The following is a 12,015-nucleotide window of genomic DNA, read 5'->3' on the forward strand; positions in this document are numbered from 1 at the left end:
CACATGGCTGTCCTCGTTTACGGTGTGTTCGCCCACGGCGCTGAGGCGAACGGAGCTATCACGGAGCTGACCCGCAACGCGCCGGAGCACCCGGCGTTCGCGGTTCAGAGCCACGGGCGGGGGCCGCTCGACGGCGATGATCTGCCCGAGTCGGCCACGGAGATCGGACGCAACACGGTGATCGCCATGATCGTCGGGGGCATCGTCGGGTTGATCCTCGGCGTGGTCGCGGGCGGGGGCTTCGACATCATGGGGCTCACCCCGGGCATCGGGGCAGCGGGCGGGCTCGTGACTGGGATCTTGTCCGGCCTGCTCGCGGGCATGATGGCGGGCACCCGACGGCCGAAGGCGCCGCTGGTCGAGGCGGCGGCCGAGCTCGAATCGGGGGCGGTGCTGCTGACGATCGAGGTCACCGACGGCGGGCACGTCGATCTGGTGGAGGGCATCCTCGCCGAGCAGGGGGCGACGCGGGTCGATCGGTGTTGACCGATCACCTGCCGTACTCGGCGGCGTCGATCGTCTGGTCGTCCGCGCCGTCATCGTCATCGTCATCGTCATCGTCCTCGTCGTCCTCGCGCTCCGACTGCGGACATTGTCCGGGGTAGTCGACCGCGTGGGGGTCACCACACGCGAGGGTGGGTCGCGGTCGCGCGGGCATCGGCGGCGGCTCGCCGGGCACGCGCAAGACCTGGGTGGGTCGCTGCGGGAACGCGCCCACGTACTCGATCATGGCGTCGGCTTGGGCACCGTCAGCGCGGCCACGCAGGGCGAACACGAGCAGATCCAGGCCGTCGTCGCTGGCCCACACGCACCACATCAGCTCGTCGCCCGTGCGCACCGCTGCGAGCATGCGGCGGTCGATCTGGGGGCAGCGCAGCTCGAGCTGGCTCGCCAGGCGGTTGGCGCTGCGGCGAACAGCGGTCATCGCCGTGACGCCGCCATCGCTGAGGAGCGCGCGGCCCGAGAGCTGACGGCGATCGGGAAGACCAAAGCGCGCGGCTGGGCTCACGCGGCTCGTGAACGCGTCTAGATCACCGGCGGCCGCCGCCCGCAGGGTGTGCTCGACCAACGCTGGCGCGGCGCGTGGAAGCGGGTAGTGGGCGGGTGGGTCTGCGTCGCGCGGGGCCGCGGCGTAGCGGGCCAGCAGGCTCCCAGCTTCGATCGGTGCATCGCGGGCCGCGTCGAGCTCGAGCCGGGGGAGCGGCGTGATCGCGTCTTGGGTGGGCGGCGCAGCGGCCATCGCCGCGAGCACCGGACCCATCTGTTCGACGGCGCAGGCCGAGGGCTCCCAGCTCAATCGACGGGTCGCAGACCAGCCGGGGATCAGCGCCCAGTGGTGGGTCTCGCTGGTCGAGATCCACAGCGTGGGCTGGTCGGGCGCGGGGCCAGCTTGGTGGGACTCGCCAAACTCGCCCTGCTCGTGCAGCGCGATCGCGGCCTCGAACGCGAGATCGAGGATCGGCGTCAGCCGAAATTCGCGAACGTGGCCTTGGTCATCTTCGAAGCGATGCACACAGGCCAGCTCTTCGGACCCGCCAAGGTAGGTCTTGAACCCGCAGCTGCGAGCGACGAGCTGCGCGTCAAACCCAAAGTCGGTCTCACAGCAGCGAGCCTGGCTCGCGGGCGGCGAGCCTTGCAGGGTCGTGTCGCGCGCCTTCCCTGCGTAGAGGCTGCAGGCGGGTGAGGAGATCTCTGCAGATTCCAAGATCGGTGTTGGCTGCTCTGGCTCGCCGGGTTGGACCCGACAGCCAAGCAGCGCGGCTACGCTGGCGAGCAGACACGTACGCTCCCTAGCAAAGAGTGCAGGCTTGGGCCCCCTGAATCGCCGCGTAGTTGCGCCCACGGCCCGCGTGGTGAGCCTGCGTCGAAGCGTGAGGATCGTCGTCGGCGTGGCAGGCATATGACAGGCGTTGAGACCGAAGTGTAACCGCCGAAGGATTTTCGTGGGGGCCCACAGCGGTTAGGTTTTGGGCCATGAAGTACGCATACGCGAGCACACTCCTGGTCACGTTGGGATTGATCGTCGCCCCCGGTTGTGGCGGCGACGATGTCACTGTCACCGCCGACGGCACTGACACCGACACGACCGGTGATGGGGACGGGGACGGGGACGGAGATGGAGATGGAGATGGCGATGGGGATGGGGATCCCGGAGACGGGGATGGGGATGGCGACGGAGATGGCGACGGTGACGGGGATGGCGACGGTGACGGAGACGGGGATGGCGACGGCGACGGCGACGGGGATGGCGACGGGGACGGGGATGGCGACGGCGACGGAGACGGAGACGGCGACGGAGACGGGGATGGCGACCCCAACCTCGACGACACCGTCTACGAGATCCAAGACGGCACGATCCCCGCCGACGCGCCGGTCGACGTTGACGGCGTGTGGGTGACGGCGGTGCGGGCCAACGGCTTCTTCGCGCAAGAGCAGCCGGGCGGCGAGTACAGCGGCGTCTGGGTCTACGTCAGCGACATGGGACCCGACATCGCGGGCCTCGAGATCGGCGACCTCGTCGACATCGAGGGCACCACGACCGAGTTCAACGGCATCACGGAGATCGACGCGTCCGCGGGGACCGTGACCGAGGTCGGACTCTTGATGGATCTACCGGTCCCCGATGCGGTCGCGGCCGCGGACATTGGTGAGCCATGGGAGAGCGTGTACATCCGCGTCGAGGGCATGGACCTCCCGGTCACGGCGCTGCTCGGCAACGACGAGTTCGAGATCAATGATGGCGACCCCGCGATCATCGACGACTACCTGTACGCGATCATGGGCGACCCCATGAACTTCCCGGCGTTCGGAGTTGGGGCCTCGTTCACGGCGATTCAGGGCATCCTGAATTTTGGCGGCGGCGACTTCAAGCTCGCGCCGCGCTTCGTGGCCGACGCCGAGGGCTACATCGAGGCCCCGCCGCCGCCCTTCGCTGGGGTTGACGACCTGCTCCCGGGTGATCTGGTGATCACCGAGATCATGTACAACCCCGCGCTGTGTGGCGACGCCGCCTGCGAGTGGATCGAGGTCTACAACAACAGCGGCCAAGACGTGGACCTGCTCGGTTTGCGGATCCAGGACGAGAACTTCAACGCGATGAGCGAGGGTGAAGTCATGGACTCGGTCGTGCTCGCGGACGGCGGCTACGCGTGGCTCGGCAAGGGCCCCGACATGAGCTGGGGCTACACCAACCCGGCCGACGCCTACACGGGCGCCAACCCGGCGTTCAACAACAGCGGTGACGATCAGGCCGTGATCCTCAACAGCCTCGAGATCCTCGACTCGACCGCCAAGTACCAATCAGGTGCCAACGGCGCGTCGTGGCAGCTCGGCAGCGCCCCGCCCGACGCGACCGAGAACGACGTGTTCGAAAACTGGTGCTACTCGACCAACGACTTCGACAACGGCGAGCTCGGCACCCCAGGGGCTGCCAACGACCCCTGCATGTAGGGCTGACGCTCGATCTGCGCGTCGGTACCCGGTCGGGTGAACCTTCACTCGCCCGTGTAGCGGCGACGCAGCATCTCGAACATTGCACGCACGCCCATGACCTCGCCGCCCGCCGGTCGCCCGGCGCGGACGTGGAGGTTGTAGGCCATCGTGTCGATGTGGACCCACTTGGTCTTGCTCGACACGAACTCCTGCAGGAACAGCGCCGCTGTGATCGCCCCGCCTTCGCCCACGCTGGCGATGTTGTTGATGTCGGCCACGCGGCTGTCCAAGTGCCGCCGATAGCTGGCGAACAAGGGCATGCGCCACAGCTGATCCACAGTGTCGACCCCGGCCGCGAGGATCTGCGCGGCGAGCTCGTCGTCGTTGCAAAACAGCGCGGGCAGCTCGGTCCCGAGCGCGACCCGGGCGGCGCCGGTCAAGGTCGCAAAGTCGATCAGCAGATCCGGCTGTTCGGCGTCGGCCTCTGCCAGCGCGTCGCACAGGACCAGGCGGCCCTCGGCGTCGGTGTTGCCGACCTCGACGGTGATGCCCTTGCGGGTGTCGAGCACGTCGAGCGGGCGAAATGCCTCGGCCGAGATCGCGTTCTCGACCGCGGGCACGAGCACGCGCAGGCGCACGGGCAGCTGCGCGTCCATGACCATCTGCGCGAGCGCGAGCACCGAGGCCGCGCCGCCCATGTCCTTCTTCATGAGCTTCATGCCCGACGCGTTCTTGAGGTCGAGCCCGCCGCTGTCGAACACCACGCCCTTGCCGACGAGGCTGAGCTTGGGCGCGTCTTCGTCACCCCAGCGCAGGTCGATCAGCCGCGGCGCGCGAGGGCTCTGGTCACCGACGCCCTTGCCGACCGCGTAGATCGCCGGGTAGTTCGCCGTCACGAGGTCCAGGCCAACGGTGGCCTCGAACGTGGCGCCGTGGGTCTGGGCGAGCACCTCGGCTTGGTCGGCCAGCTCCTTGGGCCCGAGGTCCGCGGCCGGCGTGGTGACCAGATCGCGGCCCAGGTAGGTCGCGTTGCGCTCGCGGGTCACCGCCGCGCGGTCGACCTGGGCCGGCCACACCAGCGTGGGAAGGTCCTTGCTGGTGTTCTTGCGGGTCAGGTAGCGCTCGTAGCGATAGCAACCCAGCGCCCAGCCCAACGCGGCTTCGTGGGCGACCCGAGGCTCGAGATCACCCTCGAGCTGGTAGCGCCCCTTGGGCAGCTTGCCGGGCAGCGCCGCGAACGACCAGAGCTCTGCCTTGCTTGGATCCCGCGTTGGCTTGCCCAGCCCCAGCACCACGCGCACCAACGAGCCGTCGCGCCCGGGCAGCAGCGCGACGTTGCCCGCGTTGGCCTTGTAGTTGGTTGACTTGAGCCACGCTTGGCTGGCCTTGGACTGGCCCTTGACCCAGCCGGTGTAGGCCGAGCGGGTCAGCGCGATGATCGGGATGGTCTTGGCGTTGGCGCGCGCGGAGAAGTTGTCCATCAGTCTACGAATTCCACTAGCAACGAGGTGATGTTGTCGGAGCCGCCTTGCTCGTTGGCAAACCGGATCGACTCGAGCACCGCCTCTTGTACGTCTTTGGCCATGATGCGGCCGAGCGCCTTGTCGTTGAGATACCCATGCAGGCCGTCCGAGCACAGCAAGACCCGATCACGGGCGAACAGGGGGATCGGGAGGGTGTCGACCTCGACGTAGTCCTTGTGACCGACGGCGCGGGTGATCACGTTGCGGATCCGCGAGCGCTTGGCCTCTTCGGGGGTGATCAGCCCGTGCTTGAGCTGATAGTTCACGAGGGTGTGATCCTCTGTCAGCTGCGAGACACGATCATCGCGCGACAGGTAGACCCGCGAGTCGCCGACTTGGCCAACGATGCCGAGCGAGCCAGCAACGTAGAAGGCGGAAGCGGTGGTGCTCATGCCCCGCTGGTCGGGGTTGAGCTCGCCAAGCGAGTGGACCATGTAGGTCGCGTTTTGGATCGCCCCCCGCATGAGCTGGCACAGCTTGCCCACGCTCTCGGGGGTCTGCGGCTCGGTGCGAAGCTCGTTGAGGGTGGGCTCTTCTCGCTTGAACCACTCCCAGATGAAGTCGACCGCCTCGCGGCTGGCGATCTCACCTCGGGCGCGACCGCCGACCCCGTCGCAGACGACGAACAGGCCAAGCTCGGGATCAGCGAGGAAAGCGTCCTCGTTGTGCGAGCGCTTCAAGCCCACGTCGGTATGCCCGAAGTAGCGAACGCGCATCTAGGCGATTGTATACCGTATTTGACCCCATGCGCATCCCTTGGCCTGCACGGGGCGCGCCTAGGCCTGCTTGGGTGGCCAAAAGTCCAGAGTGGGCGGGGCGAACACCAGACGCTCGCCTGGAAAGATCCCGCTGAGGTCGAGCTCCAACGCGTGCAGGTGGATCGCCGCGCCGGCGGTGGTCTTGGGGCCGTAAACCGCGTCTCCGAGGATCGGCAGCCCAACCCACGCGAGGTGAACCCGAGCTTGATGGCGCCGGCCGGTCTCGAGCAGCAGGTGGACGAGCCAGTGGTGACCGTGGCGAGCGAGCGGGACCACCACCGTGCTCGCGCGGCGGCCATCTAGCCGGACCGCGCTGCGCTTGGGGCCGTCGCGTCCGATCGCGGATCGGATTCGCACGCCCGCGAGCGCATCGAGCCGCTCGGTGCCATCGAGGATCGCGGCCATCCGCGCGCGGTCGAAGTCGCCAGTGTCGCCAGGGCCGTCAGCCGAGGCGAGCCAGCCTTGAAGTCCGCCCGCGGGCAGCGGCGGCGGCCACGGCATGGGGTCGGTCGCCGGAGTGCACACCGCGAGGTAGCGCTTGGCGACCCGCTCGTCGCTGAAGCCGGCGCGGGCACGCGACCACACTTCACGCGAGCGCGCGAACGCGACGACGCCCGATGTCGGTCGATCGAGGCGATGGACCGCGCCAGCTTCACGCGGGTCTTCGGATGCTTCGGCGCAGTCCGGGAACGCGTTCGCGACGGCGGTCGCGAGCACGCCGGGCTGCGCTGGCGTCAGCGCCACCGTGTGGACGCCCGCCGGCTTGTGGACGTAGATGAAGTCTTCGGTCGACGCGAGCAGCTCGAGCTGGTCGAGCGCCGGCGCCTCGAGATCCTCGACCAGCTCGAGGTCGAGCTCGAGTCGCTGACCCACGCGGACGCGGGTGGCCGGGGGCTGGCGGCGCCCGTCGACGCGCAGCTTGCCAGCTCGGGCGAGCGACCGGGCCTGGCGACGCGAGAGCGCGGGCACCCGCCGGCCAAGCACCACGTCCGCGCGCTCATCCGCGTCGGCTTCGGTCACGACGCAGCTCACCTGTCGCGGATCGTTTGATTGCTCGCTCATGCTCGACCTGTCTCTCTCGCCTGTCACTCGCCATCACTCACGCAGGATCAGCGCCTCGAGCTGCTCGCCCGCCTCGACGCGCACCCGCCCGGCCGGAACCCGGACCAGCGCGTCGAACCCCGCGATCGAGCGCAGCGCCCCCGAGAGCTGCTTGGCCAGAGGAAGCGCGCGACCCTGGGCGTCGAGCTTGGCGCGCACGAAGTGCTCGCGCCGACGATCCCCTTCGGCCGGGCCGCCCAGCTCGACCAGCCGGCGCGGCCGCAGCCAGCGGTGACGCGGCAGCCCACCCAGCGCGCGGATCAGCGGCCGGCCAAACAACTCGAACGCGACCAGCGTGCTCGCGGGGTTGCCAGGCAGGGCCAAGACCAGCATCCCCGTTCCAGGCCAGCGCCCGCCGCCTGGTGGCAGCTGGCCGTAGGTCGTTGGCCGACCGGGGCGCAGCGCCAGCCTGCGAAACCGCTGAGCGAAGCCGAGCAGCTCGAGCACAGGCAGCATCAGATCGTGATCACCCACCGAGATCCCGCCGCTAGCGATCAGCAGATCCGCGTGGTCGCGCGCGTGCTCGATCGCGGCTCGCACGGCCACGGGGGTGTCGGCGACGCTGCCCATCTGGACCGGTTCGCCGCCCGCTTCACGGATCTGGGCAGCCAGCAGCATCGCGTTGGTACCGACGATCTGCCCGCGCCCCGGTGTCTGGCCGATCGGCACCAGCTCGTCGCCGCTGCTGAGGATCGCAACCCGCGGCCGGCGATACACGCTGACGGTGAAGTTGCCGGTCCCGGCTAGCAGCGAGGCGTCGCCGCCCGCGATCTCGGCGCCAGCGTCGAGCAGCAGCTCGCCGTCGGCCACGTCGCTGCCCGTGGGGCGGATATGGCGACCGGGCAAGATCTCGCGCAGCGCCGTCGACGACACCTCGATCGCCACCCGATTGGACGCCCCGACTCCGTCAGACTCGAGGGTGACCTCGAGGCGGCGGGTGTCTTCTTGGGCGACGACCGCGTCGGCTTTGTCGGGGACCACCGCGCCCGTCGAGATCCGCACGCAGGTGCCCGGCTCGAGGTTGTCCCGCGCGGGGTGACCCGCGGCGCTCTCGCTGCCAAGCAACAACACGAGGGTCTCGGCGCCGTGCTGGTCGCGGGCTGTCAGCAGATCCTGACTGCGGACCGCGTAGCCATCCATGATGCTCAGCGGCGCGCTCGGCAGCGGCCAGCGTGCGTGGCAGGGCTCCGCCAGCACTCGACCGATCGCGGCCTCGACCTCGACTTGCTCGCGCGCGAGCGGCCCCGGGCCGCCGTCGCCCTCGAGATCAGCGAGCAGCAGCGCCGTAGCCTGATCCACCGTCAGTTCTGGAGCTCGATCAGTCACTTGTCGTCGTAGCGCTTTCCGGGCGCGCGCGAGCGCTCGGCGGTCGATGCTTCGCGGGACTTGCTGGTGGTCTTGCCGGAGTTGCTGGGCTTGTGCGGCGCGGGCTCGAGGCTGGTAGCGACGTCGAGCTCGGCCGTGAGCGTGGTCTTTTGGGGCGCGGGCGCGTCGACGGTTCCCCGGGTCTTGTCCGTGGCGACGTACACGATCACGACCTCGCCCTCGTCGAGCGGGTGGCTGCGCTCGACGCCGTTGATCCGCGCGAGCGAGCCCAGCGAGATGTCGAACTGCTTGGCGATCTTCTTGAGCGAGTCGCCCTTGCCAACCTTGTACCCGCGCCGGGCGAGCTCGCGGTCGGCGAGCACGGCGTCGAGGTGCGCGGCCGTGCCTCGCAGCACGTGGCGGACCTCGTTGACCTCGCTGACGAGCACGCCCTTGGCCGCCGCGTCGAAGTCTTTCGAGACGATGATCTGCAGCATCTGCCCGTCGACGAGGCGCGCGTTGGGATCGAGGTCGTTCCAGCTGACGATCTGCTGCCACGCGAGCCCAAAGCTGGCCGCGATCGCGGTGCTCGAGCTGGCCCGGGTCACGCGAAAGAACACCAGCCTGCTGCCGCTCGGAACCGTCACTGGCGGCACCGCGACGACGGGGGGCGGCGGTTTGGCGTTGGGATCGGGCGCGCCGTCGGCCGGGACCACCAGCGTGACGCCGCCAACGACCTCGCCGCTGTCATGAATCGCGTTGATCTGGCGCAGCTGCCTGTTGGTGATGCCGTAGCGGGCGGCGACGCTGTCGAGGTCGTCGCCGAGCCGGACCGTGTAGGTTGCCCAGCGCTGATCCGCCGGGGGCTCGAGCGCGCCGCCGAGCGCCTCGAAGTCTGCGTGCTTGGCTCGGGGGATCCGCACCGTCACCGGGCCGCCGTCGGGCGGGGTCCGGCCGCGCAAGTACGCGGCGTTGATCTCTGACAGCAGGTCTTCGTCGACCTCGAGCGCCTTGGCGAGATCTTCGAGCCGGGTGCCGGGTGGGATCTTGACGTCGATCAACTCGAGCGTGGGCGTGCCCGCCCCGGCGACACCAAACGCCTCGCGGTTGTGCCCCACGATCGCCGCGGCGATGATCTTGGGCACGTAGTTGCAAGTCTGGCGGGGCAGGGCGTTCTCAATCTCGATCAGCGCCCAAAAATTATTGTTGTTGTTGGAGCGGATGCTCTGGACCACCAGGCCGTAGCCCGCGTTGTAGGCCGCCAGCGCCAGCTCCCAGGTGCCAAACCGGGTCTTGAGATCGGCCAGGTAGGTCGCGGCCGCGTAGCCCGAGCGCTCGAAGTCCAGGCGATCGTCGACCCAGTACTCGCTGTTGAGTCCATAGACCTTGGCGGTCGCCTCCATGAACTGCCACATGCCCGCGGCGCCGACCGACGAGCGCGCGCTGGGATCAAAGCCGCTCTCGATCATCGCCACGTAGACGAGATCTTGGGGGACCCCGACCTCAGCCAGGATCGCCCGCAGGCGGGTCTCGTAGCGACCCATGCGGTTGAGCCAGGCCGCGATCATACGCTGGCCCTGCGGGTCGTCCTTGAAGTAGCGCAGGTAGTCGACCGTCGCCTGGTTCCAGCGGACCGGCAGATCCGGCAGCGTGAGCTGCTCCATCCAGGCTTCGGGCGGCTTGTTGACGATCGTCTGGCGTGGCGCCTGACCCTGGGGAAACGCGGTGTCCTCGAACGCCGTCAGCTGGGCGCGCAGCTCCTCGTCCCAGCGGTGATCGGGGCCGGCGTAGGCCACGTGGATCGAAGCGTTGGTGGGCCGGTCGCCCCGCACCAACATCCGCGCGTCGGCGCTGGCCCACACCGCTTGCTCGGGATCCCAGCTGGGCCCGATCTGGATTTTCTCGGTGTTGCCTGGTCCTGCCACGGCGCTCGCTGGGGCCACGCAGACAGCGGCGAAGCTCGCGGTCACCAGTAACAGAGCGGCTAGCGCGTGCTCCGCGGCGCCCGTGCGCAGACGAGCAGGTGCCGAGACCGAAGGGAGCACCGGCGGGTGTGAGTCCAGCGGTGTGAGCGGGTCCATTGGCCCACGCTAGCAAAGCGCTCGGAAGAGGACTACCTTCTCGCCATGCTCCTGGGTTTCAGCCTTGGCCCTGCAGAGATCGCCGTGATCGTGCTGGTCGTCTTGCTCGTGTTTGGGCCCTCGAAGCTGCCGCAGCTTGGGTCCAGCGTTGGCAAGATGCTCCGTGGCTTCAAAAAAGAGATGAAGTCGATGAACGAGGACGACGCGGACGACCCCGACGAGGCCGCGCTCCCGCGCCCAAAGCCCGGTGAGATCGACGTGACGCCCGCGACCACCAAAGAGAAGAAATCGGCCGGCTGAGCTGTTCGACCGCTACTGCGGTGGGGCGAGGCGGCGGCGGATCGCCTGACTGACCCGCGGCGGCAGCTTGTGATCGCTGCCAAGCTCGCGCAGCTCGACTCGATTGAGCAGGCCGACCAAGCGCAGCGACGCGGCCTCGGGCAAGTTGGGGTTGCGGATCAGCGCCCGCCGAACCCGTGGTCGGCAGTTCCAGCGGCGGTTGTCGAGGACGATGCGGAGCACCGCCGCGCTCGCGCGCCGGGCCGTGGCGATGCGCAGGACGTCATCTTCGGTCAACCTGGGGTTGCGCAGCAGCAGCTCCACGACGTCCACGTGCGGATCGACGAGCAGGCGCTCGAGCACGTCTCGCTTCCACGTGCGGGCCAGGCTCTTGCGCTCGCCCAGGGTCAGCGGCCGGGTTCCGGGCGTCAGCGGACGCGGGGCTGCGGCGAGCTCGTCCAGCTCGCCGGTCTCGCTCGAGAACAACAGCTCCTTGCACGACTCGAGGCCCTGGCGCTCGGCGGCCTCGAAGATCGCGCGACGATCGGGGTAGGGGAGCCGCTCGGAGCCCGCGAGATCGATCGCCGCGAGCAAGCTCAGATCATAGGGGGGCCCGCCAGCTCGGCCGGCGGTCGCCAGCGCATCCAACAGCCACGCGGCTGCCTCGGGCGGCCGCGCGAGCAGCAGCTCGCACAGCGCCGCCGCCCGCATCTCGGGTTCGGGCAGCACCGCGAGGCGCCGGGCGACGTCGTATGCGTCCCCGGGCGGCTGGACCGGGCTCACCATGATCGTGGCTGACTTACTGACTATGGCTGACGATGGCTGACCAACGCCAGCCCGACCCCAACCCGACCGCCAGCCGCAAACTCAGCCGTTGTCGTCGTCTTTGCCGCCGTCTGCGTCGGCTTTGTCGTCAGCCGCTGCGCCGTCGGCGGGCTGCGCGGGCGCAGGCACGGGGACGCCAAGGTCGATCCCAAACTGCTCTTGCAGCAGACGCCGGGGGTCCGGGTCTTGGTTGACGATCAGCGACCAGGTCATGAGACCGCCAACGAGCAGCAGCAGCAGCAGCAGGAAGACCTTGACCACGCCACCGAGCACGCTCTTTTTGGGCTTGGCTGGATCCTGGGCCGGACCGGAGGGCTCGAGGTCGGCGGCCAGCGCCGGATCGGCTTGGGGGCGCGCCGCGCTCGAATCTTGGGTCGCCGGGGTGTGCGGTGGCGTTCGTTGCTCCGCCTGCGGAGCCGCCGGGACATCGACGTCGATGTCCATGTCCATGTCCTCGACCGCGTCCATGTCGACGGACACGCCATCATCGAAGCCGTCCTCCGAGGCCTCGAGCTGGGCGCTGTACTCGGGTTGCGGCGCTGGCCCCACGTGGGTCTCGATGTGGGCCTCGGCGTGTGCCGGCTGGGGCGTGGGCTCGACCTGCACGGGCGCGGTGAAGTCCGTTGGCTGGCGGACCGGCGGTGGCGCGGTCTGAGCGATCAGCGTGGGCCGCGGCCGCGGCCGCACGGGCGGCTTGGCGGGCTGGGTGTC

10 protein-coding genes and 1 pseudogene are annotated in these 12,015 nt (G+C 69.2%); 3 read left to right on the forward strand and 8 right to left on the reverse strand.

The genetic code is table 11. From position 1 onward, the window contains the following. Window positions 1–3 precede the first annotated feature (3 nt). Window positions 4–486, forward strand: coding sequence for a glycine zipper family protein (locus DB30_RS13940; protein WP_052548919.1), 483 nt, complete (start codon window positions 4–6; stop codon window positions 484–486). Window positions 487–490: 4 nt separating this feature from the next. On the opposite strand, the gene DB30_RS13945 is transcribed toward DB30_RS13940, so the two are convergent. Continuing rightward, window positions 491–1,705, reverse strand: coding sequence for a hypothetical protein (locus tag DB30_RS13945; RefSeq protein ID WP_052548920.1), 1,215 nt, complete (start codon window positions 1,703–1,705; stop codon window positions 491–493). A 269-nt stretch (window positions 1,706–1,974) separates the two neighbouring features. Here DB30_RS13945 and DB30_RS41415 point away from each other — a divergent pair, with 269 nt between their 5' ends. Beyond that, complete coding sequence (locus DB30_RS41415) at window positions 1,975–3,450, forward strand: lamin tail domain-containing protein (protein WP_052548921.1); 1,476 nt, start codon at window positions 1,975–1,977, stop codon at window positions 3,448–3,450. Between the two features lie 44 nt (window positions 3,451–3,494). Here DB30_RS41415 and DB30_RS13955 read toward each other — a convergent pair whose 3' ends face one another. From DB30_RS13955 to DB30_RS13975, 5 genes are read right to left on the reverse strand one after another with little or no spacing between them, the layout of a single operon-like run. After that, window positions 3,495–4,913: a leucyl aminopeptidase family protein gene (locus DB30_RS13955; RefSeq protein WP_052548922.1), complete on the reverse strand. Its 1,419-nt coding sequence runs from the start codon at window positions 4,911–4,913 to the stop codon at window positions 3,495–3,497. Beyond that, window positions 4,913–5,671, reverse strand: a complete 759-nt coding sequence (locus tag DB30_RS13960) for a PP2C family protein-serine/threonine phosphatase (protein WP_052548923.1) — start codon at window positions 5,669–5,671, stop codon at window positions 4,913–4,915. Before DB30_RS13960 ends, DB30_RS13955 begins: the two co-directional genes overlap by 1 nt. A 60-nt stretch (window positions 5,672–5,731) precedes the next feature. Further along, on the reverse strand, window positions 5,732–6,775 hold the full coding sequence (locus DB30_RS13965; protein ID WP_052548924.1) for an RluA family pseudouridine synthase: 1,044 nt from the start codon (window positions 6,773–6,775) through the stop codon (window positions 5,732–5,734). A 33-nt stretch (window positions 6,776–6,808) separates the two neighbouring features. Beyond that, entirely contained in the window at window positions 6,809–8,113 is a 1,305-nt protein-coding gene (locus tag DB30_RS13970) for a molybdopterin molybdotransferase MoeA (protein WP_052548925.1), read from the reverse strand. A 23-nt stretch (window positions 8,114–8,136) separates the two neighbouring features. After that, complete coding sequence (locus DB30_RS13975) at window positions 8,137–10,200, reverse strand: transglycosylase SLT domain-containing protein (protein WP_146658817.1); 2,064 nt, start codon at window positions 10,198–10,200, stop codon at window positions 8,137–8,139. A 45-nt stretch (window positions 10,201–10,245) separates the two neighbouring features. Between DB30_RS13975 and tatA the strand changes: the two genes are divergently transcribed. Continuing rightward, on the forward strand, window positions 10,246–10,500 hold the full coding sequence (gene tatA / locus DB30_RS13980; protein ID WP_052548927.1) for a twin-arginine translocase TatA/TatE family subunit: 255 nt from the start codon (window positions 10,246–10,248) through the stop codon (window positions 10,498–10,500). Window positions 10,501–10,512: 12 nt separating this feature from the next. Here the strand turns inward: tatA and DB30_RS13985 are convergent, their stop codons facing one another. Continuing rightward, window positions 10,513–11,265, reverse strand: coding sequence for a hypothetical protein (locus DB30_RS13985; protein ID WP_052548928.1), 753 nt, complete (start codon window positions 11,263–11,265; stop codon window positions 10,513–10,515). Window positions 11,266–11,346: 81 nt separating this feature from the next. Then, window positions 11,347–12,015, reverse strand: a pseudogene (locus DB30_RS13990) (hypothetical protein); the annotation flags it as partial.

This window comes from Enhygromyxa salina (genome assembly GCF_000737335.2).
In the GTDB taxonomy this organism is placed as follows: Bacteria; Myxococcota_A; Polyangia; order Nannocystales; family Nannocystaceae; genus Plesiocystis; species Plesiocystis salina_C.